The 21,935-nt window shown below is 40.3% G+C and carries 19 protein-coding genes and 2 pseudogenes; 8 read left to right on the top strand and 13 right to left on the bottom strand.

Features of this window, described 5'->3' with window-relative positions:
• Positions 1-103: 103 nt before the first annotated feature.
• The 4 genes from VB740_RS09780 to VB740_RS09795 form a co-directional block, all read right to left on the bottom strand.
• Positions 104-535: a hypothetical protein gene (locus VB740_RS09780; protein ID WP_323199835.1), complete on the bottom strand. Its 432-nt coding sequence runs from the start codon at positions 533-535 to the stop codon at positions 104-106.
• Positions 536-952: 417 nt separating this feature from the next.
• Entirely contained in the window at positions 953-2,689 is a 1,737-nt protein-coding gene (locus VB740_RS09785; RefSeq protein WP_323199836.1) for a diflavin flavoprotein, read from the bottom strand.
• A 117-nt stretch (positions 2,690-2,806) separates the two neighbouring features.
• Entirely contained in the window at positions 2,807-3,319 is a 513-nt protein-coding gene (locus VB740_RS09790; RefSeq protein WP_323199837.1) for a phosphate-starvation-inducible PsiE family protein, read from the bottom strand.
• 92 nt (positions 3,320-3,411) lie between these two features.
• Complete coding sequence (locus tag VB740_RS09795) at positions 3,412-5,142, bottom strand: diflavin flavoprotein (RefSeq protein ID WP_323199838.1); 1,731 nt, start codon at positions 5,140-5,142, stop codon at positions 3,412-3,414.
• A gap of 210 nt (positions 5,143-5,352) precedes the next feature.
• Between VB740_RS09795 and VB740_RS09800 the strand changes: the two genes are divergently transcribed.
• A complete protein-coding gene (locus VB740_RS09800) occupies positions 5,353-6,333 on the top strand; it encodes a 1-aminocyclopropane-1-carboxylate deaminase/D-cysteine desulfhydrase (RefSeq protein WP_323199839.1) in 981 nt (326 codons plus the stop codon).
• A 108-nt stretch (positions 6,334-6,441) separates the two neighbouring features.
• The gene (locus VB740_RS09805; protein ID WP_323199840.1) at positions 6,442-8,229 is read left to right on the top strand and encodes a GmrSD restriction endonuclease domain-containing protein; all 1,788 of its coding nucleotides are present in this window, start codon (positions 6,442-6,444) and stop codon (positions 8,227-8,229) included.
• Positions 8,230-8,344: 115 nt separating this feature from the next.
• Here the strand turns inward: VB740_RS09805 and VB740_RS09810 are convergent, their stop codons facing one another.
• The gene (locus VB740_RS09810) at positions 8,345-9,001 is read right to left on the bottom strand and encodes a class I SAM-dependent methyltransferase (RefSeq protein WP_323199841.1); all 657 of its coding nucleotides are present in this window, start codon (positions 8,999-9,001) and stop codon (positions 8,345-8,347) included.
• A gap of 533 nt (positions 9,002-9,534) precedes the next feature.
• Positions 9,535-9,795: a hypothetical protein gene (locus VB740_RS09815; RefSeq protein WP_190896358.1), complete on the bottom strand. Its 261-nt coding sequence runs from the start codon at positions 9,793-9,795 to the stop codon at positions 9,535-9,537.
• A 458-nt stretch (positions 9,796-10,253) separates the two neighbouring features.
• Here VB740_RS09815 and VB740_RS09820 point away from each other — a divergent pair, with 458 nt between their 5' ends.
• Positions 10,254-12,314 (top strand): tetratricopeptide repeat protein, encoded by a 2,061-nt coding sequence (locus tag VB740_RS09820; protein ID WP_323199842.1) that lies wholly within the window; start codon positions 10,254-10,256, stop codon positions 12,312-12,314.
• Between the two features lie 180 nt (positions 12,315-12,494).
• On the opposite strand, the gene VB740_RS09825 is transcribed toward VB740_RS09820, so the two are convergent.
• Both VB740_RS09825 and VB740_RS09830 read right to left on the bottom strand, forming a co-directional pair.
• The gene (locus VB740_RS09825; protein WP_323199843.1) at positions 12,495-13,268 is read right to left on the bottom strand and encodes a hypothetical protein; all 774 of its coding nucleotides are present in this window, start codon (positions 13,266-13,268) and stop codon (positions 12,495-12,497) included.
• 130 nt (positions 13,269-13,398) lie between these two features.
• On the bottom strand, positions 13,399-14,931 hold the full coding sequence (locus VB740_RS09830; protein ID WP_323199844.1) for a DUF1565 domain-containing protein: 1,533 nt from the start codon (positions 14,929-14,931) through the stop codon (positions 13,399-13,401).
• A gap of 683 nt (positions 14,932-15,614) precedes the next feature.
• Here VB740_RS09830 and VB740_RS09835 point away from each other — a divergent pair.
• Positions 15,615-16,724: a transposase gene (locus tag VB740_RS09835; RefSeq protein ID WP_323199845.1), complete on the top strand. Its 1,110-nt coding sequence runs from the start codon at positions 15,615-15,617 to the stop codon at positions 16,722-16,724.
• A gap of 1 nt (position 16,725) precedes the next feature.
• Here VB740_RS09835 and VB740_RS09840 read toward each other — a convergent pair whose 3' ends face one another.
• Complete coding sequence (locus VB740_RS09840) at positions 16,726-17,256, bottom strand: pentapeptide repeat-containing protein (protein WP_323199846.1); 531 nt, start codon at positions 17,254-17,256, stop codon at positions 16,726-16,728.
• 28 nt (positions 17,257-17,284) lie between these two features.
• Here VB740_RS09840 and VB740_RS09845 point away from each other — a divergent pair, with 28 nt between their 5' ends.
• Complete coding sequence (locus tag VB740_RS09845; RefSeq protein ID WP_323199847.1) at positions 17,285-17,566, top strand: hypothetical protein; 282 nt, start codon at positions 17,285-17,287, stop codon at positions 17,564-17,566.
• Between the two features lie 85 nt (positions 17,567-17,651).
• Here the strand turns inward: VB740_RS09845 and VB740_RS09850 are convergent, their stop codons facing one another.
• Entirely contained in the window at positions 17,652-19,046 is a 1,395-nt protein-coding gene (locus VB740_RS09850) for a TldD/PmbA family protein (RefSeq protein WP_323199848.1), read from the bottom strand.
• Between the two features lie 309 nt (positions 19,047-19,355).
• On the opposite strand from VB740_RS09850, the gene VB740_RS09855 reads away from it, so the two are divergent.
• Together VB740_RS09855 and rpsU are read left to right on the top strand one after the other, a co-directional pair.
• Positions 19,356-19,679 (top strand): RNA-binding protein, encoded by a 324-nt coding sequence (locus VB740_RS09855; RefSeq protein ID WP_323199849.1) that lies wholly within the window; start codon positions 19,356-19,358, stop codon positions 19,677-19,679.
• A 120-nt stretch (positions 19,680-19,799) separates the two neighbouring features.
• Positions 19,800-19,991, top strand: a complete 192-nt coding sequence (rpsU, locus tag VB740_RS09860) for a 30S ribosomal protein S21 (RefSeq protein ID WP_323199850.1) — start codon at positions 19,800-19,802, stop codon at positions 19,989-19,991.
• Between the two features lie 48 nt (positions 19,992-20,039).
• Here rpsU and VB740_RS09865 read toward each other — a convergent pair whose 3' ends face one another.
• Together VB740_RS09865 and VB740_RS09870 are read right to left on the bottom strand one after the other, a co-directional pair.
• Positions 20,040-20,192 (bottom strand): hypothetical protein, encoded by a 153-nt coding sequence (locus VB740_RS09865; protein ID WP_323199851.1) that lies wholly within the window; start codon positions 20,190-20,192, stop codon positions 20,040-20,042.
• A gap of 562 nt (positions 20,193-20,754) precedes the next feature.
• Positions 20,755-20,922, bottom strand: coding sequence for a CopG family transcriptional regulator (locus tag VB740_RS09870; RefSeq protein ID WP_100901972.1), 168 nt, complete (start codon positions 20,920-20,922; stop codon positions 20,755-20,757).
• Positions 20,923-21,189: 267 nt separating this feature from the next.
• On the opposite strand from VB740_RS09870, the pseudogene VB740_RS09875 reads away from it, so the two are divergent.
• Positions 21,190-21,558, top strand: a pseudogene (locus VB740_RS09875) (transposase); the annotation flags it as partial.
• A gap of 38 nt (positions 21,559-21,596) precedes the next feature.
• On the opposite strand, the pseudogene VB740_RS09880 reads toward VB740_RS09875, so the two are convergent.
• Positions 21,597-21,717, bottom strand: a pseudogene (locus VB740_RS09880) (IS5/IS1182 family transposase); the annotation flags it as partial.
• Positions 21,718-21,935: the final 218 nt, after the last annotated feature.

A 21,935-nucleotide genomic window follows, 5' to 3' on the forward strand; every position in this document is an offset into this window, starting at 1 on the left:
AGAAGGCTTCCTAGTTGTACTGAGTTTTTTCAGAAATCAAATACTAGTCCTATATATTAAAATTATTTCATTGGCATTGGTCAACACGTAGAAAAATGCAAGGCTAAACATACGTTCCCATAGATCGTTTTAATTTTGTCCCAATAATTGATTCCTCTTGATCCTTGATGATAAATTTAGAATCATTAATTTCAATGACTTCATAATTTTCTGGCGTAAATATAGAATTTAAAGTAGCTACTATATCTGCAAGAGAAATTTTAAAAACTAGTGGGATACTAAAATTAAAAAATGATTTTGGCATAGTTCTAACATTTAAATGCAATTTATTTTGTCTTACGTACCATACCCCAGTAAATTTATTACCTGTTAGCAGTTCTTTTGGTTTGGAGAAAAAAAGCATTTGAATCTTGGTTTGCTCATAAGTCATATCATCTTTAAATTCAATAGTAACTTTTTCTGAAAACGTATCAAAACGCCATTTTCCTAAAAGTAAAATTTCTATTTCTATGTCAGAGTGCTTGCTATTACTCATGTTTATCCTCAAGATTAACTTTAACTCTCATTTTAATAGTACTTATATTCTCTGGTTGTTTGGTGACTTCTTGTAAAGCATTTGAAAACTCACCCAACGCTCAATCTATATTTTTATTATTCTCTAGTAGAATTATTTCTTCCTCCTCGGCTGCACCGAGCAGAGATAATTGGGAAATATCTTGTTGTAACTTGAGTAATATCTTGTTGCTGCAACCAATTAATATATATTCTCGATAGGGGCGAGAGGGTATCAGCCGTAAATTTTGCCTCGCTGATGAGCCGCATAAAAAGCTAAAGATCCCTTTTCCTTTTACTCCCGCCCCTTATCCCTAGAGGGAACCCCACCTTTCCCTTTATCCCACTTCTGCAAGAAGTCTTATAAAGCTGGCGCTGTAATCCTCTTTACTAGTAACTATTAATAATAGCTGCCAGATTTACGATACTCTAAAGCGGTGACACCATCATTTTCCAACACTTCACCGTGATCGATGACGGCATAAATTAACCATCGATCGCCACATTCAAGCTGATTTTGCACTGTACACTCTAAATAGGCTAATGCCTCATTCAGAATCAAACAACCATTCAGAGCAGTTTTTGTGTCTAGATTTGCAAAGGGATTATCTCCTAAAGTGCTGTGACGAGAAAAATAGCGGCGGACATTTCTTCCTTCTCTAAGGATATTCAGCACAAATTTATCACCAGGATGATGCATTAAATCTGCATTTTGCTCGTTAGCGATCGCAATCATAATTCCTGGCGGGTTAAAAGTTGCCTGCGATACCCAAGAAGTTAAAACCCCTTTGTGAGTTTCTTCATCACGAGTTGTCACAACACACAGAGAACCAATGATCCGCCCCACCGCTTGTTCGGTACGATCTACATGGGCTTCTGTCACAACTTGGCGGGAAGAACGCAGTTTTTTGGTTTTCTTCAAGTTTTGGGCAAACAAAGCACCTGCTTCTTGACACTGCTGGAGAATCTCAGGAGTAGGACTGAAACGTACCCGAAGTGTTTCAAATCCTAGTTGATAATTAGCATCTTTGAGCTTGCTTTCGATTAAATCTATTGCCTCGCCACTCCAACCATAAGAACCAAATACCCCTGCTAACTTAGTTTTAGCCGCGACTGAGAGAACTATTCCTAAAGCAGTTTGAATTTGAGTAGGTGCATGTCCGCCTAAAGTGGGTGAGCCGATAATTAAGCCATCGCAAGTTTCTATAATGCGGTTAATCTCGGCAGAATCGGCTAGTTCACAGTTGATTGATTCTACATTAACTCCATTTTGGATCAAACCTTGAGCGATCGCATTCGCCATAATTGCTGTATTTCCATAAGCAGAAGCATAGAGCAAAGCGACACTCAATTCTTGAGATTTTTGCCCTTGACACCATTGACGGTAATCATATGTAAAACGACTGAGGCTGTAACGGACAACTGGGCCGTGTGCTGGTGCATAACATCTGGCTCCCAAAACCGACAATTTATCTAAGGCTACTTCAACTTGTTTAGCTTGGGGAGCATGGAGACATTCAAAATAGTAACGACGTTCCGCATCTAACCCCTTCCAATCTTCATCAAACAAGGTATCTTCGCAAATATGAGCGCCAAAAAGTTTATCTGTGTAGAGAATTTTTGTTGCAGCATCATAAGTACAAAGTCCATCCGCCCAACGGGGAGTTGGTACGGTGATAAATGATAGAAGATGTCCTTGTCCTAAATCTAGAGTATCCCCCGATCGCACCGCTTGAATACGTGATTCCAATTCGGGAAAGGCGGTTTTGAGAGCATTGGCGGCGGGGCGAGAACAAATTATAGTGGCTTGAGGAACCAGAGAGAGTAATACTTGCAAGGTTGCTCTGCGGTTCGGATTGACATGACTGAGAACAATGTAATCGAGGAAGATGAAATCTAGATGTTGTGCAAGTTGTTCAAGGTAAATTTCGGTAAAAGATTCGCCAGGAGGGTCAATTAAAGCCTTTTTATCAGCTTGAATCAGATAAGAATTCGCTGTAGTTCCCCGTTGGCGGGAATATTCAACCTCAAATTTTAATCTGTCCCAAGTCCGCGATCGTAAAATCAGAGTATTTTTACCAATTTCAACAACTTGTACATCTCTGCTATGGTTGGGCGTTAATGTGGCAGCAGACATAATAACCTCTCTTAATTAGGTATGGGGCAATGGGCATGGGGCATTGGGCATTGGGCATTGAATATAGGAGAAGATTTTACTCCCCATTCCCTATTCCCTACTCCCTATTCCCTATTTTTAATGACCATTGTTTTGTATTAATTCGGACTTGGCTCGATTTCTATAGCGTTTAGATACTTCTTGTTCGGGATCGATACCTTCAAAAGTAGGGGGTAGCCAAACTCGCAGAAATAGTAGTACTCCCAGGACTAATAAAAAAGCACAAGTTGCTAAAACTTGACTCCAACTTGTTTCTAGAACACCTTTAACAATGACTTCCCGCAAGGCAGAAACGATGGAAACTTCAACAGCTACCCCAATAGATACTCGATGTTCTTGGAGGTAAATAATCAGCAGTCGGAATAACTCAACTAAGATAAGTAAAAAAAGAATATCGGCAGTAACAGCATGAAAATCTAAAGGTGGAAGCAAGGAGAGAAACATATCCCTTACCTGAAGCACCATGAAGCTAAATAAACCGATACACAAACAAATCACAATCACATCTTGAATAAATTCCAAGGTTCGCACAACGCGCCCTCGATTTATTTCGTACATCGTAACCGGGGTACTTTCAACAGATTTATACATAGTTGTTGGGAGTTTGTAGAGACGCGATTCATCGCGTCTGTGGGGAGCAAGGGAAGCAGGGTAAGAAAGAATAACTAATGACAAATGACAAATTAGTAATGATTGCCAATTTTGCGGTGATGGGCAGCAGTAAGTGCATGTAGGTTGGCAACTCTTCCAGTTTGGACTGTGCTATAAATTACCCAATGATCTCCACAATCCATGCGGCTAGTAATTTCACATTCCATGTAAGCTAAAGCTTCAGCTAAAACGGGCGATTCATTTTTTGCTGGATATGTTTTCACTCCAGCAAAACGGTCTGCACCAGGAGCAAAACGTTTCAGGAAATGTTTCATTAATCCTTGATATTTGCCTTCTTCCAAAACGTTTAAAACAAAGCGATCGCCAACGTGCATCAAGGATTCAATTGCCCGATCTTTGGAGACTGCGATCGCTACTCCTAAAGGCTCAAGACTCGCTTGTGTCACCCAAGAAGCAAACATGGCACTCTGAATTTCTCCTTTTTTGGCGGTGATAATATACAATCCTGTGCTAATCCGCCCTAAAGCTTTTTCTAGTTCGCTATTGATAGATTTGATTTGTTTAATGGTGCGATCGCGAGTTAACCATTGACCCATATCTGTCCCCGCTTCATCACAAAGTTGTTCTGTTGCTTGAGTAGGAATTTCCTTAACTAAGATAGGAGGAAAAACTTCAGTTAATCCTAGTTCTTGAAACTTATTACGTAAAGGATAAACAGGTTCATCATCTCCTCCTCCCGACTCTAATAAACCAATTGTCTGCTTCTTGTGAACAGCAGCTAAAATTGTACTTAAAGCAGCTTGAATCATCACCGAAGATTGGGGTGGCATTGCAATTACTAAACCAGAAGCTTGTGCAACTAATTCTCTAACTTCTTGAGGCTCGGCACTATTGAGGTCTACTAATTCTACTGCCACGCCTGTTTTTGCACATCCATGCGCTATGGAGCGGACTAAATGCTCGCTATGACCGTAATCTTCAACATAAAATAGAGCCACTAATGTCTCTGTTTTTGCTTGTTCTAAACTCCAGTTTTGATAGCGTCCAAGCCATTCGGAGATATAGTGTTGTAATAACGGGCCATGTCCCGTGGCAACTGTTCTTATATCTAACTTTTCAATCCGCTTTAAAGCTGCCAAGACAGACCGGGCATTTGGTCCCATGAGACAATCATAGTAATAGTGAAAATCTTCCTCTATTGAAGTAATATTTTCATCATAGGTGTGGTCATCACAATAGTGCATCCCAAACACATCGCAAGTGTAGAGAGTGCAAGTTTTATGGTCATAAGTCAAGATTGTGTCAGGCCAGTGTAAATTAGGTGCAGAGATAAATTCTAATTCGTGTCCGTTGCCTAAATCCAATCGCTCTCCACTTTTCACCTGCATTGATTTAAAAGGCTGGTGAACCATATTTTCTAAAAATTGAATAGCCACCTTTGCACCAACAACAGTAATGGAGGGAGCTAATTGCAAAATATCTTTCACTAATCCACTGTGGTCTGGTTCCGTGTGGCTGATAATTAAGTAATCTATTTTAGCCGGATCAATTAATCCCGCCACTACCTCAAGATATAATTCCTCAAACTTACGGTGAGATGTGTCAACTAAGGCAACTTTTTCTCCCTGAATTAAGAAAGAATTATAGGTTGTGCCATTCCGTAAACCAAACTCGATATCAAAACGTTCTCTATCCCAGTCGAGACAACGGATAGCAGTCGTTTCAGGAGCAATTTCAACAGTTTCAATCGTTAAACGTCCTGGATTGGGAATAACTGGAGTAAGCTGTGTGAGTGCAACCATTTATTTGTACCCAAAAAGAATATTATCTGGAGCAAGTGTTATGTTTCTTATATTTACCTGAAACATTCAATTAGTAAAATGCCAATTTCTAAAGCGAATCATCAGAAAGATTTATTCTTTATTTTGAATGACTGACCATTGTAACTACTCAATGTTTATCATTAATAATGAATATAAGAAAATGCAAATACTAAGTTAAAATGTTTACGCATGTCGTTAATATTTTCTCCTCCCCTACAACAAATCAACAGCGAAATCGCCCGTAAGGCAGGTGTTGATCTGTATGTACTGCGCCTCGATCTCATGCACCCGTGGGTTAATGGTAATAAATGGTTTAAGCTGAAATACAATCTTTTGGAAGCGAAGGAGAAAAATTTCACAACGCTGCTAACCTTTGGCGGTGCTTATTCCAATCACATCTATGCAACTGCGGCGGCTGGTAGTCTTTTCGGTTTTCGTACCATTGGTTTAATTCGTGGCGAGGAGAGGCTACCATTAAACCCGACGCTGAGTTTTGCTGTCCAACAGGGTATGCAGCTTGTCTATCTGAACCGCGAGATGTATCGACAGCGCAACACACCAGAGTTAGAGGAATATCTGCGACAAAGTTTCGGCGAGGTGTTTATCATTCCCGAAGGCGGGAGTAATTTAAATGGTGTGCGCGGCTGTACAGAGATAATTGATCGTGCAATGCCTACGGCGGTTAATGAGCGCAGCCGAAGTGCTGGCTACGCCTACGCCTTTGATCATATATGCGTAGCCTGCGGTACAGCTACCACATTAGCAGGTATTGCGCTTTCGTTGCATGAAGGACAAAGAGCGATCGCTTTTCCCGTTCTAAAAAATGGTGTATTTCTCGCCCAAGAAATTGAAAGTTTATTGACAAATTACCTCGCCTCTGGCCTACCCACACCATATAGTTCTCCCGCTTCCTGGGAATTGGTATGTGATTACCACTTCGGTGGCTATGCAAAGGTGAACGATGAATTACTACTGTTCAGCCAGCATTTCACAGAGGAACATGGCGTACCCCTTGATTACGTGTATACCGCCAAAATGTTTTACGGTGTAATGGATTTACTAAAGCAGGGATTTTTTAGTAAGGGCGACTCCTTACTGCTAGTACACACAGGAGGCTTACAGGGTAACGTAGGCATGGAAGAAAGGTTACAGAGATTTTCTAAAATCTGAGTTGCCACTTAATTAAATATCAGTTAACTTTGTATGGAATTTTACTAAAGCAAGTAAAATTCACACATCAATCTTGATATTTACTCAAACTTAGATAAGGTTAATTCAATGTTTACATCTACTGAACGCATTAAGGCGGATGATCAGAGTATTGCTCTCTATTTGGAAAATCTTCTATCAAATAAATATCAAATTCCAACCTTTCAAAGAGATGTTGTCTGGGAGAAAGAGAATGTTAAAAAACTTTGGGATAGTATTTATAAGTTTTACCCTTTAGGAAGTATTCTAATTTGGAAAACTAATACCAAGCTAGAAAGTCATAGAGAAATAGGTGGTATAAAGTTTGCTGATAATTTTCAATCGAATGAATACCAATACATTTTAGATGGACAACAAAGAACAACTTCTCTATTAACATCAATACATGGGGGCAAGGGTAAAATTGCTAATAACGAAAACTTTGATCCAACACTATATATAGACTTGACTATTAAACTTACTGATGCGACTGATGACACAAGCTATGCAAAAAGGTTTTTGTTTTGGGACGAAATCGATGATAGAGATGGCAAGCTTACAGCAAATACTGGGAGAAAAAACCGTTATCAAGATAAACTAATTGTCAGTTTAATAGATATTTTTAAAAATCCTGGAGAAATAGAAAGAAATCTTCATAAAAATGGATACGGTGACTTTGAAAATCCCTATATGCAACAATTGAGAAGGATTAGAGAAGTCTTATATAGTTATAAAATTTCTTTCATTGAGTTAAGAGGTATTGAAGTTGCGGAAGTTTGTCAAATTTTTGAGCGTATTAATCAAGCTGGCAAACCTTTGGATATCTTTGATATTGTGGTTGCTAAGACCTTCCGTTCTGAAAATCAGACAAATAATATCTCTGGGTTCTATCTTCGTGAATTATTTGATAAGTTTAAAAAAAGTATTTTTAGTAGTCAATACGCCAATATTGATAATTGGACATTGCTACAGATGCTAGCTGTAGTAGTAAAAATTGAATTTCCCGAAGCTGGGATACAAAATATTACTGATATGTATCTTAATAAGCTAAAAACAGAACATATTGAAGCTGTATGGTCTAATTTTAAAATAGCCGTTGCTAAAACTTTTGATTTCTTTGATAATATCTTGCATATTAAAGGTGGAAGATTAATCCCTTACCGATATTTATACCTGACTATTACAGCATACTTTTATCGGAATGATAAACCAGATTATAGTTTTTTAAATAAATATTTTTGGTATTATAGTTTTCATAATGTAGATTTACTAACAAACACTACTCACCTCTGGGAACATATATACTTTGTTAATCAAAAAAAGGCTAATAGTACTTACTCATTCAATAAATTTGATATTGATAGAAATTCGATAAGAAAATCTTTCTATAGTTATAGAGGTCGTTTATCCAGAGCAATACTATCACTTTATGCAAACCACAAACCGCAAGATTGGGCAAAACCTCATAGGGATGTTTTGTCTGATGTTTATTATCTGCTAACAGATAAGCCTAACTTACACCATATATTTCCAGTTAACTTTATTAAGCAAAGTGGCATTGCTAGCCAAATAGAATGTGACAGCTTGATGAATATTGCCTATCTGTCTCAAATAACTAATTTGAAAATTAGCGATAAAAATCCATTAGATTATCTCAAAGAATATGACGAGCCTGATTTAGAAACAGTGCTACAGTCTCATCTTATACCAACGATTATTCTTGAATGGTCAAGAGCCGATGCACTTCCTGAAAATGCCCTAACAATTTTTCTTGAAGAAAGGATAAGCCTCTTATTAGAGGCTTTGAGGCTAAAGTTAGACGGGATTGAATTTAATGTTTTTGATATGGGTAATCGCGCAGATAATATCTATTCTTAAATAAACACTTTTTCAGAAAAGAGGCATTGCTGGGTGAATATATGAACTTTCTCCGCACACTCGCTCCTATGCGTGAGATATTCATACTTTTATTCAGCAATCCCTAAAAGTTATTTCATTTAGTCGCTACGCCGATAATATGAGGACTAACAATCGGCAATTGTGCATCAAATCGCTCATAATGAACACTAGTAAAACCAGAATTTCCTAAGGCTATCCAAGTTTCCCTATCTGGATGACAACCATCACCTATGACTTTCCAAATCGGACTAACTCTGCTTTGTAGCTCTCGCAATACAGTTCCTTGGGGTGCAGCGACGTGTTCAATAAATAAGAAGCGTCCACCTGGTTTGAGTACTCTTAAAATTGCTTGTAATGTGTAATCTATATTCGTCACTGAACACAAAACTAAGGTACTAACAACAGTATCTATGCTGTTATCTTCAACATCTAACCATTCAGCATTACCAATTCTGAGGTCGATTTTTAAGCCCAATTTTTCAGCTTGTTTTTCGAGATAGGAGTGCATGTGGGGGTTTGGCTCGATTCCTATCCAGTGGATATCTTTAGGATAGTAGGGTAGGTTAGGGCCTGTTCCTGGGCCAATTTCTAACACTTTACCTTGGAGATTAGCAAAAAGAGAAAGTTTGCGCTCACGTACAACTTTATCATAAGTGCTGCTACTTTGAGCCATCATCCACGCAAAAAAACGTTTCCCAAAGTTGGTAAAAATTTGATTTTGTAAATCTCCAATAATTTGGTTTACAGTCATCATCCACTTCCTAATTTTTGAGCCTATAAATTGGTGTGCCAAGCAATCATTTATAGCCTCAAGGTACAATGTTTTGTGTTTTTTATACCTCATCCATTAGGCTCACCTGATAGGATGATTTTAATTAATCTATAGACATAGAGGCTTACCCCAAGCTACTACAGGAAGAGCAAAAGGGCAGAGGCAAAAGTAGAATTTCTAAGTATAGTTTTTTCAAGGTTGAGTTTTTTCAAATTTGTTCAAGTTTGCTCTCTCTGCCAACCAAGTAAATAACAGAATACTGCACATGTCAGCGCCTAAGTCAACTTTTGGGAATAATTTTTAGATAAGCTGACATAGAGATGGACATCAAAATTCCAAAGTAAACCCAAAAGGCATAAACCCAGCGCTGATTAGATTCCATTTTGATACATTTAAAAGTATTTATGAGCAACACAAAGATAACAAAGAGCGTTCCGCAATTGGGAACGCTAAATTTTGGTAAATTCTGTTAAGATAATATGATTTAAATTGAAAATTGCTACTTTTTAAAATTAGGCATGGAGATTTGCTTGTTCCTGCAACCAAGGATCTACAGGTTGTCCATCTTTACGGCGTAATTCAATTTCGACTACCATTACTTCTTTTGAACCAGGAGGCGCAGGTTTTTTATGGAAAATAATCTCATAATCTTCTGGATTGTGTTTGCGTTCTTTCAACCATTCCTGTACCTTGGTTGTGGCAAAAAATGATTGACCTTGCTCAAACATTCGGGTAATCTGCAATTGCAGTGTGTAAGGATTTATGCGACTCATTTTTTACCACCTTTGTTAAGTAAATTTTAGAACAAGTAATCTGCTTACCCTAGATAATCTAATGTTAGTGCCAAGTAAGCAAACCTGCACTTTGCATACTGTCATCTGTAGAAACAAAGTCCGAACCTAATTCGGTGAATGGTTTAAGAAAGCGTCGATGTTCCTGCAATCTGTCATCTCTGGGTTGATAAATTTTATTTGTGTTGCTTGGTTTTTGCAGTCTTTGGCAGTAGCTATAACTTAGTAATGTTATAATGATACCTCACACAAAGAATGTTAAAAACTTGACTGCATTCCACCACTGAAGTTTTACGTACACTAAGAGGCCAGGGAACGCATTGGTTAAGGTTTGTTAAGCATTTCTCACTGCCTCTACAACATTTAATTACTTAATTCTGTTATAGATTGGAAAGAGGCACGCCGCTTCAAAAACTGACCAACAGACTCAGATGGTTGTTATGAAGAGCAAAAATCAAGCTATTTTCGCTTTAATTGTAAAAAGCACTATTGTTTTTTTCCCTTTAGTGCTACCTGCTACTATTGCCAGTGGACAATCTGCACCATTAGCTCCCCCAGCACTAACTCCTACTCCAGTCTTATCGAATCAGGAACGGGAAGAATTGACGCGATTACGAGCCGAAAAGCAAGTTCAATCTGATTTAAGGAGGGCTTTTAACCGGACAACTATTTTAATCAATATCTGGCTAGTTATATTAAGTCTATTTCCAGTCGCAATCATTGCTTTATTTTGGCTTCTGCGACGCGTAGTAATCCGTGAAATTGTTGATAGAGCAATGCAACAATTTCACGGAATGGAAAATTTGCAAAATCAGCTAACCACTGTTAAGCAAGAGGCTGAAAACGTTATTCAAGAAGCTAAAAAAATTAATCATGAATTAGAGCAGGAAAAGACTGCTTTACAACAAAAAATTAAAAATGAACAAGAAGGAAATGTATCTATCTTTACTTATGAGCTAGATTTAGCTAAAGCACAGGTATTAAGTAGATTAGAAAATGAACTCAAAAAATCTCAAGAAAATATAGAAAATTTAGAGTCAAAATTTGCTTCTGGGCTATCTAAGTTAGAGTTTGACGCTCAACAACAAAAAGATATAGCACTAGAAAATTTAGGAAAATTAGCATCTGTGATGGCAGAAGAACTTTCTAAGTTAAGCTTAAATGTGCAACAACAGCAAGAACTAGCTGTTGCTGATTTAGAAGTATCAAGGTCTGAGTTCACATCTCAACTTTCTGGATGGCAGTTTGATGTTCAAAACCAAAAGGATATAGCTATTGAAAACTTAGCAAAATTGCAGTTAGAATTTGCTGAAAAACTATCTGAATTTCAAAGAGATGCTCAAAAAGAAAAAGAAATTGCATTTGATAACTTTGGAATATTAGATAAAGAATTGAAATCTCAATTATCTAAATTACAGCTAGATGCTCAAGAGCAAAAAAATAAAACTGTTGAAAGTTTAGCTGCATTACAGTCAGAATTTGCTGAACAACTATCGGAATTACAAGTAGATGCTCAAAAGCACAAAAAGTTAATTATTGAGAATTTAGAAAAATCTGGTTCTGAGTTTAGTTCGCAGTTCTCAGATTTACAATGGAATGCTCAACAACAAAAGATTCTCATTTTGGAGAAGTTAGAAAGATTAGAAACTGAGTTTGTCTCTCAACTATCTGAGTTACAATTGGATGCCCAAGAAAGGAAGGATCTGATTCTTCAAGAACTAACTGAAATCACACCTGAATCTATCTTAGAGGCGGTGAATCATGAAGTTGAGGAAGAAATACACGAACAGCCACAACAACCAGAATTAACTGCTGATGAGTATGTAAAACAGGGAGATGAACTATTTTCCCAAAAGCGCTATGAAGATGCGATCGCAGCTTACAACCAAGCGGTGAAAATCCAAGCTGATGAACCTGTGGCTTGGTTAAAACGAGGTCTAACTCTCGGAAGGTTGAAACGCTACAAAGATGCGATCGCATCCTACGATAGAGCTATTGCGATTCAACCAGATTATCATCAAGCTTGGTGCGATCGCGGTGTTGCTTTTGGGAACTTACAACAGCATCAACAAGCCTTTGCCTCATTTGACAAAGCTACACAAATTAAGCCTGATGATGCTGTTGCTTGGTTGAATCGCGGTCTTTCCCTAGTAGCATTGGAACAATACGAAGAGGCAATAGTCTCCTTGGAAAAAGCGCTGGAATTTCAGCCTAATTCTCCCAAAATCTGGGATAAACACGGTTATACCTTGGTAAGATTAGGACGCGATGATGAAGCGATCGCTAGTTTTAACAAAGCTTTAGAAATTAAGCCAGATTATGCCAGTGCCCATTACAACAAAGCAGCCTGTTACGCACTGCAAAGACAAGTTGAATTATCTCTGCTATCTCTACAACAAGCAATTGAACTTAATCCCAGGTATAAAGAAGACGCAGCAACTGACCTAGATTTTGATGAAATTGCCGATGATGAGGGCTTTAAGGAGTTAGTTGCGGAATAAAAATCCAATTGGGCATTGGGCATCCCTTCTCTGCGAGACGCTACGCGAACGCTCAGGGCAAGTGGGTATTGTGGGCATTGTTATTCTTCTAGTCCCCCTGCTCCCCTGCTCCTCTGCTCCCCTGCTCCTCTGCTCCCCTGCTCCCCCTGCTCCTCTTCCCCCCACTCCGTACAGACGCGATTAATCGCGTCTGTCCTCACTCCCCGCATCTGGCGGATTCTGTTCACTAGACATCGCTTTAAGTTTAGATGTGAAAGAGTCAGAGCGATCGCTTTTTTCGGGAGTAAATTGCCCGATTGGGGCATGAATAGCAGCAGGTGGGAGTAGTTTCGGCTGTCGTTGACGATGGCTTGCTGATAGAGAGGGCTGTGGGCTTTCTTGTAAAGTTTGCCTTTGGCTGACGGCAGATGATATCTGAACGGTTGCCGAAGAGACAAATTTCCCAGAAAGCGGAGACTTTAGAACAGTTTTATTGTCTCTATCTTCCTGCTTCTGTTCTTCTTCACTCAAAGATGTCTTTGGTTCGGAACTTTTCAGTTGGAGAGTTGCAGTATTGCTGTGTTGATGGCCATTGCGAATCCTAGCTGGTGGTAATTGAGGACTCGTCACTTTTTCTAAAGTAGGGTTTTTCTTGGCTAGTGGTAGGGCTGGTGCAGCTAACGAGGTTAAGCTTTGGGGAAACTTGCTACAAATCATCCGTTCAAATTCCATGTTGAAATGATATGTAGCCTGATCCCGGCGCTGCCAAAATACTAAGATTTGCTGCACGGAAACCGCTTTATAACGACCTTGATATAGTGCCTCAATCACTGCCAGGTGTAGCCAATTCAGTGGGTATTGCGTTTGCCAACGCTCAACTAGCTCATTGGCACTATACCCACTGAGATCAAAACTATAGTTAATTAATAAAGCGATCGCCAAGTTGGCAGAAGTATCTGGAAGTGTTGTTAACATGGGGCTATTAGCTTTAGGCAATAGGTCTAAGATTTTTCACCCATCGCATATTAGCCTAACGTGCTTTTAACTACATGGTTTTTTTTTCCAAGAGTACCAAGCCGATAAGCAGTGTTTCCTATTCTACTTGTCAACTTCTAGAATGCAACCCTACATAGACTGATTTAATCGCAGATGTTCGCCCAATGGCTACTAATGCCTGATAAACCATTGCTGCAACTTCGGCGCGTGTTGCTCTCCGTAAAGGTGCAAGTAGTTGGGGATCTGGGTAATTAACGATGATTTTTTGTTGTGTAGCAGTAGCAACGGCTTTTTGGGCATAGTCGGGAATGGTATGACGATCGCTATATACTTCTAAAATATCGTTATCAACAGCTGGTAGTCCCAGTCCGTTTACTAGGGAAACAATCACTTGTAGCCGTTGCACATTTTGATCGGGGCGGAAAGTGCGATCGCTAAATCCGCCAACAAAGCCACCACTAGCCGCAATTTGGATCGCACTATAAGCCCAAAAATCCTTGGGTACATCAGTAAAATCAGGTGCTGAAATTTTGGGAAATGGGTTAAAGGCGATCGCCACCAGAACTGCATACTGGGCGCGAGTCATGGGTTTATCTGGCTGATAGCTACCATCGGCAAAAGCATGAATTAAATCCATCCTCACTAATGCCTGAATAAATGGTTCTGCCCAATGTCCATCTAGATTGGGAAACTCGAGGAATTGTGGAGATGGGGATTCTGTCGGAGCCTTAGAGAAACTAGTGCTAACCGCTACTAGACTGGCTGGGATCAATTCGACTAAACCTTTGACTAGAGACGGATTTAATTGATTACCTACGGAAATCAGCTTTTGTGTAGTGCCATTGTATAAATCAAATTCACTATTATCACGAAAAATATTATCACCTGAATCTTCAGTATTACCTAAATCGGGGACTGCATTACCATTGACTAATAGACCACCTTGGGTATTTTTAGCAATCAGATTTTGACGCAGCACAGGTTGGGCGTTGCGAGAAAGTGCGATCGCGGTGCGATTTTCTGATAATTTGTTATTTGCGATCTTAGGAGCAGCAAAGTCACTAATTACTATACCTAAAGGGTTTCTTTGAAATACATTCCCCAGTACTTCTCCCTGGCTATGACCTGCCATCACTAATCCACTAGTAGTATTTTGCACAAATATGTTATCCAAAATTGTGGGTTTGGCAGTGCCAGTGGTAAATACACCTTCCCGCCCACAGTCTCTCAAAGTATTGTTAGCTAAAGTAGGTGCAGCCGATTCAATCCAGATAGCAGTACCTTTGGCTAAGGTATTGGTGACAGTTACACCTAAAAGACTGGCATTTTCTAGTAAGAGAAGCGTGATATTTTGCATACCAAAGCTGGGGCTTTGATACTCGCCACTCCCGGAAATTACAATCCCTATACCTTTGTTCGTTTCGTTACCCACTACCGTGGCCTTCTCAGGAATTATCAGTGGGAACACCTCACCACTAGCAGCGTTGTAAGTCCCCGACTCTAGATGAATTATCGTGGAGATTTTGGTTACTTTTAAGGCACGGGTGAGACTTTTAAACGGACTCAACCGTGAACCAGTATTGGTATCATTCCCAGTCATAGGGTTGACATAGAGTGTGACAACGAGGATAGAGTTCACCATTGATAGTTGAGAGTCAATTGTTTTAATTATGACAATCGTAAATAACACTACTTGTAGCAAATTTTTTCAAAGTAGTATTCCTGTGTATACAAAATATATCCAGCTTACTTTTTCTTGTAAGCAGATAATCTCTACACACAAGTTATAGACTCTCATACAACATTCCAATTTCTCAGGGTACATCCAAGAATTAAATTACTCAATTCCTGCATCCAACGTCACTATGTCACTATCCAATTTTTTCTCCCCCTGCCTTCCAAAAAGATTAATTATTTTTTTACTTGGAAGTCCCTAAGGTGGTGTACACACAAGTCAGATCCAGTTTTATCCCAATACGCTTGGGATAAGCCAGAAACCCCTCATGTAGAAACGCGATTTATCGCGTCTAAAAAACTGACACGTTAGAGAGATAAGGGTAAATCGCCGTCAAGACAAAGAATAGACTCGTCAATTATTCCTTGACAGACTACTATTTCCGACTTGTGTACACCACCGTAGTGAGAGATGTCACCAAGCACCTCGCGCCGTGGAAGCCCCTATATTCATGTATGGGGGTAAGGCGCAGGCGAATTTATTCGCCGTCAGTACTTCACTTGTGATATAATTTGTCTTATGGAACAAGTACTGACGCTGGTTTGCAAGCTTAACCCCACGCCTTCAATGTTGCCCAAATAGAGGCAACATTGAAGGCGTTTGCGGATGCTTGCAATTATGCTAATCAGCAAGTTAAACCTCAAATAACAAGCAAGACAACCATTCAAAACATGGTTTATCAAGACTTGCGTTCGTTGTTTGGGTTGTCTGCTAATTTGGCTGTTAGGGCTTGTGCCAGAGTGGGAGCTAACCGTAAAACTGCCAAACAGAAGAATAAACCAGTCAAAGATTTTAAGCCTACTAGCGCCGACTACGACGCTAGAATTTTCGCATTTAGAGAGAAAGACTGGAGTGTTAGTCTGACTTTGCTCAATAGTAGGGAGCATATCAAGATTGACGCAGGTAACTACCAACGAGGCAAGCTCAAAGGCAGGAAACCGACATCGGCACAGTTGTGTAAGCATCGGGATGGTTCCTACTACATTCATATTCAAATCAAAGATGAGGTTCCCGAACCACTCAAGCCAAGCAATGTGATTGGCGTTGATTTCGGGCGCAGAGACATCGCTGTAACTAGTAATGGAGATAGATGGGACGGTAAACAAGTAACTGATATTCGAGATAAATACAACAGAACTAGAGCTTCTCTCCAGCAAAAAGCTACGAAAGGCACAAGGTCTACTCGCCGCAGGGCAAGGCAGATTTTGCAACGGTTGTCGGGGCGTGAGAGAAGATTTCAGCAATGGATAAACCATCAAATCAGCTACCGAATCATTCAGCAAGCAAAATCCACAGATGCGATTGTGAAGATTGAAAATCTGACTGGGATTAGGGAGCGCACTAATCAGCAACCTAGAAACAAGGTTGAGCGTAGACGCTCTAATTCTTGGTCGTTTTATCAATTGCGGTACTTCCTTGAATACAAGGGTATTAAAGAAGGAATTGAGGTGATTGCAGTACCACCTGCCTACACAAGCCAAACCTGCCACCAATGCTTGCACATTGGGCTGAGGTCTGACAAACGTTTCAAGTGTGGTCATTGTGGGTGGATTGGCGATGCTGATTTGAATGGGGCAAAAATGATTTCTTTATTGGGGCAATCTGTAAGCTTGCCTGGAGGTTCGGGTTATCTGTGTTGTAATCTCAGCACGGATAGCTCAGGGCTACTACAAAGCCCAGCCCTAAAGGGCGGGGGTTAGCTTACACATTCTCATCTAGGATTGTTCCTTCCATATTGGCTCCATCCAAATTTGCTCCGCTTAAATTTGTCTGGTTCAAATCTGCTTGAGTGAGATTTGCTTGGGATAAGTCGGCTACAGTTAAGTCTGCACCACTCAAATCGGCTCCATCTAAATTCGCCGCTATCAAACTTGCTTCCTGTAAATCCGCTTCACTCAAGTTAGTTTCAATCAGTTTAGCAACCGTCAAATCAGCCTGGCTCAAATTAGTTCCATCCATTGCGGCTCCATCCAAGATAGCTCCATCCAAGATAGCTCCACTTAAGTTGCTACCACTGAGGTTAGCATTGCTCAAATCTGCTCCATTTAAGTCTGCCTCGATCAAACTGGCTTGGGCTAAATTAGCGTGACTCAGATTAGCTCCATCTAAAATTGCTCTATCTAAAATTGCGCCACTGAGATTGGCTTCCCTTAAGTTTGCCTCGCTCAAATTGACACCAGTAAAATCTCTGACACCTGCGGCATAGTTTTTCAGGAGTTGATCTGCTTTCATATCTGTCGCTGTGTTAAGGAACGTTTAATTGAAGCTATCCAGCTTATTCAGACAGGCAGTAAATCCCCAGCACGCGCCACAGAGGATTGGTGTGGTGAAACAAACCGAAGTAAATATCGAATCACCTTTTTCTAGATTAGCCATCCTTAACTACTGGCGCTACTATCTAGAGTTGTTATTTATTTTCATACTTGGGAGGGATGTTGAGGGATTTAAAAATTTAAGAATTAGTGCAAAGCGATCGCTATACTCAATTGTGGAAGTCATTAGTCATTGGTCATTGGTCATTAGTCATATCAAGTTCGGTTAAACACTTATAACATCTGTAGGTTGGATTGAGGAAAGAAACCCAACACTTGATTTTTGTTCATGTGTTGGGTATCACTGCGGGTAGTTTACGTTTCCCCACCAACTACTACATCTCGAATTCGGAGACTAGGGCCACCACAACCTACTGACAAACCATTTTGCCCTCCCTTACCGCAACCGCCGGATTCATCCCAGTAAAAATCATCACCAATTGCCTCAATATCCGCTAGAGTTTGGAATACATTTCCCGAAAGCGTTACATCCCGCACTGGTTCAGCAATTTTGCCGTTCCTAATCATCCACGCTTCCCCAGCACTAAAGGTGAACATTTCCCCATTCGTCATCCTACCCAACCAATTGCGGGCATACACTCCTTCTTTGATATCGGTGAATAAGTCTTTGACTGGTGTTTTACCCCGTTCAATCCAGGTATTTGTCATCCGCACAATGGGGGTAAAGTGATAGTTGAGACAACGAGCGTTACCAGTAGGCGCTTCCTCCAATTTGCCAGCGGTTTCACGAGAATGCAAACGTCCAACTAAAACTCCATCTTTAATTAATTGAGTAGTAGTAGCAGGCGTCCCTTCATCATCGTAAAAATAGCTCCCGCGATGTCCCTCTGGGGCAGCACCATCAAAAATTTGGAGTTCTTCTGGGCCAAACCGCCGTCCAATAGTCATAACTTCCAACAGATCGGGGTTTTCGTAAGCCATATCGGCCTCAGAAAGATGTCCGAAGGCTTCGTGAACAAACAAACCCGTGAGAATTGGATCAATAACTACAGTGTAAGTATTGCCTTTCAACAATGGCAGAGATAAAGCTGCGATCGCTCTTTGAGCCGCACTTTTGACCTGTTCATCTAAATCAGTTAAATCTTCGTAAGCTTTGCGAGAGCCAGTAGTTTCCCGTCCAGTTTGTACGGTTTCACCATTTCTAGCGGTAGCTGCAAAGCGCATTTCCATATCCACCCAAGATTGCTCGATCAAAGTGCCTTCTGACGTAGCAATGATCACTTTTTGGGCACTGTCACCGTAACGCACCGAGGTAGTGGTAATCCGATGATCAACGCTTTTGAGCAATTCAGTATAGCGATCGCACAATTGCTTTTTCTTCGAGAGTGGGATTTTACGGGGATCAGTGCCTTTTAGGGGGAGAATGCATACTGCTTGCACCGGGTCAATGGGTGCAAGTAAAGTTTCTTCATCACCAACCATCCGCGCAGCAGCGATCGCTTCTTCTATCCGATCCTGAATTGTCGCCAGCTGGTTAAAGCAGCTCAATCCCCATCCACCCTTATAACAAGCGCGAATATGTCCACCAATGGAGATGCCCTCACTGAGGGTTTCTACCTTGTCGCCACGCAACAAGATATCAGTCCCTTCTGCTTCTTCAAGGCGAATCATCAGATAATCTACACGCTTACTGTAGCGGGCGATGAGGTCAGAAAGTAAATTTTGTGCGTCAGCAAGTGTACTCGGCATTTCCAGGTAGTAACAATGACGAACTGCATTTATTTTGCAATTATTTGGGGAATATCTGCTACTCAATGTCAGAGTTGCCTATGAATCCATGAACTAGAGTATGTTTGAAAAGTCTACCAGCGATGTTGAATCTTAGTACTTCCTTTTTGACGATGGGTAAGAACTGAATGATGTGCTAAGGTAATTAGGTGAGAATAAAATTCGGTTACAGCGTTTGTTTTTAGTATTGACAGGCTTTTCCCTTTTGGTCTTAACAAGCTTGTCTCCGAAATCTAAATCTCTACACACCTATGATTTTGGAGATAACGCATGTCAATTTATGTAGGTAATCTATCCTACGAGGTCACACAAGAAGACCTCACATCTGTTTTTGCCGAACATGGTTCTGTAAAACGGGTTCAGCTGCCTACTGATCGTGAAACAGGGCGTCCACGTGGCTTTGCTTTCGTAGAGATGGGTACAGAAGCTGAAGAAACAGCTGCCATTGAAGCTCTTGATGGCGCTGAGTGGATGGGACGCGACCTCAAAGTCAACAAGGCTAAACCCAAGGAAGATAGAGGCGGTTCCTTTGGTGGTGGTGGTGGTGACCGTCGCGGCGGCGGCGGTGGAGGATACTCCCGCGGACGCTACTAAACTTTAAGATCAAAAATTAAGTTTTAACGTCTTAAGGGCAGAATCACTATCTGCCCTTTTTGCGCTCCGGTCTACTGGATGGCTTAAAATTGCCCAGTACCAATTAAGTAGGAGATAAAAATGACCCAAGTATTTGTGGGTGAAAATGAAGGAATTGAGTCAGCCTTACGTCGATTTAAAAGGGAAGTTTCCAAAGCAGGCATTTTTCCAGACATGAGAAAGCATCGTCACTTTGAAACGCCTTTGGAAAAGCACAAACGCAAAGAAGTCGCAAGGCACAAGCAGCGTAAGAGAAATTTTCATCGCAATTGAGAATAAGCAATACCTACGGTAAGCTACGCATACTTACGTACCCTCTCATTAGATTTTTAGCTGTCCAAGAGGCGATCGCTGAACTCCTGCATGTAAATCTAAAGAGTAGGTTTTTGCAAAGCCATTACTGATTATGGGATGGGCAATGTAAATAACGGTGTGTCCCCCTATTGAGAAAAAATTTTTGATCGTTACTTTCAAAGTGGCGGTCACTAAGCTGAATTTAGTAAATTTAGCTGAAAAATTTATTTTTGGGATTCCCTTAGTGGTCAACAATACTTTTGAAAGTTCTGTCTTGGAAAATTGAGGCAGGACTTTGGGTGGGTAATACTCAACTTGTAACCCTTCTCCGTTAGGAGAAGGGTAGTAAGTAGCATGAAAAACCCCAATTGGTCGGACCGCTGAGATAGAGATTGAACATACATCCATTCCCAACAGCGATCGCAGGCTATTGAGTAGTTCGTCGAGCTAGAGGGGTTTGGGCAGGAATGCTATTGTCCCTGCCTCTAAACTCCACTGGTGATTTCCCTCGAATACGTTGGTACTAAAGACGATAGAACAGAACGGATTCACGGATGCTTGTAGGTGAACTATTAGCTCAAAGCCATCCATATTGTGTATGCCTAAATAAGCAGAATCACATCTGGATTATGTGTAATTGCTACCTATAGCACGTGTTTACAGTAAAATCACCGTTAAACACTATATTTTACTCAGGGATTGAGATGTTCTCATCATGATTTTGTTTTTTGTTCAGTATGATTTAGTAGGTTTGGGACACTTTTTCCTCTTGAGTAGAAAGAGAGCGAATTAACTCCCGAATCACATCCGTTGCTGGTCTCCCCGTCATTGAACAATATTGTTCAAGCTTCTGTGCCTCACTTGATGTGAGATTGATTGTAAGTCGTTTAGCAGCCCATTTTTTATTCATGTAGTAGACAGACAAGCTATATTTTTAAACTACTTCTCTAATATCAATCTTTTAAGCTGCTACTGCAATGGTATAAGTAATGACATTCATTTTAAGTAATCATGAAGTAGGATATTATGCTTTTTCAAGCAATAGTGAAAAGGTAGGGTATATTCTCAAGTATAAAGTTTAGCTATTTTTAGGGCAGTAATTATCAATAGAATGTAAAGGGAATAAACTCATCAAGATAGACAATATTCTTTGCTATAAGGTCATCACCTTTGAACAGTCGTACATGCAGCTTCCATTCAAGATCGTGACGGTGCAAAGCTTGTATTCGATAAAATTGACCACTTGTTCCCTAAACTACATCTGGTTTGGGCGGATGCCGGATATGCTGGCTCGTTAGTTGATTGGGTTAAATACTTCATTGGTTGTGGACTCGAAATTATCAAACGTTGCGATCGCACAGACGGGTTTAAAGTATTACCTCGACGTTGGGTAGTAGAGCGTACACTTGCATGGCTTGGTCGCTATCGTCGTCTCAGTAAGGATTACGAATATCATCCTCAAACAAGTGAAACGATGATATATGCCGCTATGACGAATCTTATGTTACGTAGATTAGCCCGCAATCATCGTTGCTCTACTGCTTAATATTTATTTTATAAACACCCTCTAAGACGATGGTATTAGTTAAGCCATCCAAATGTTCTTTCTACAACAAGCGCGTTTGGATAAAATCTCTTCTGTACGCTGCATGATCTCAACATGAGCTTGAATCATCAGCCACACTGCTAGGGCAAACTTACCACCGTTAGCAACGCCCGTGATTTCAGCTTCTAAAATAACGTGAGTTCGGGTTAAGATTAGGCGGCAGAAAGCAAATTGTGATCGATGGCGATCGCAGGCTTCTTAACGTTTGAGCAAAAACAAAAGCCTCCTCAAAGTTATTTGAGAAGGCTTTTATTGAAAAATGAAACCTGGCATCGAGCTATTTTTGCGTAGGGCTACCCCTAAACTATCGTGGCCGC

This window comes from Nostoc sp. UHCC 0251 (assembly GCF_034932245.1).
GTDB lineage: Bacteria > Cyanobacteriota > Cyanobacteriia > Cyanobacteriales > Nostocaceae > Nostoc.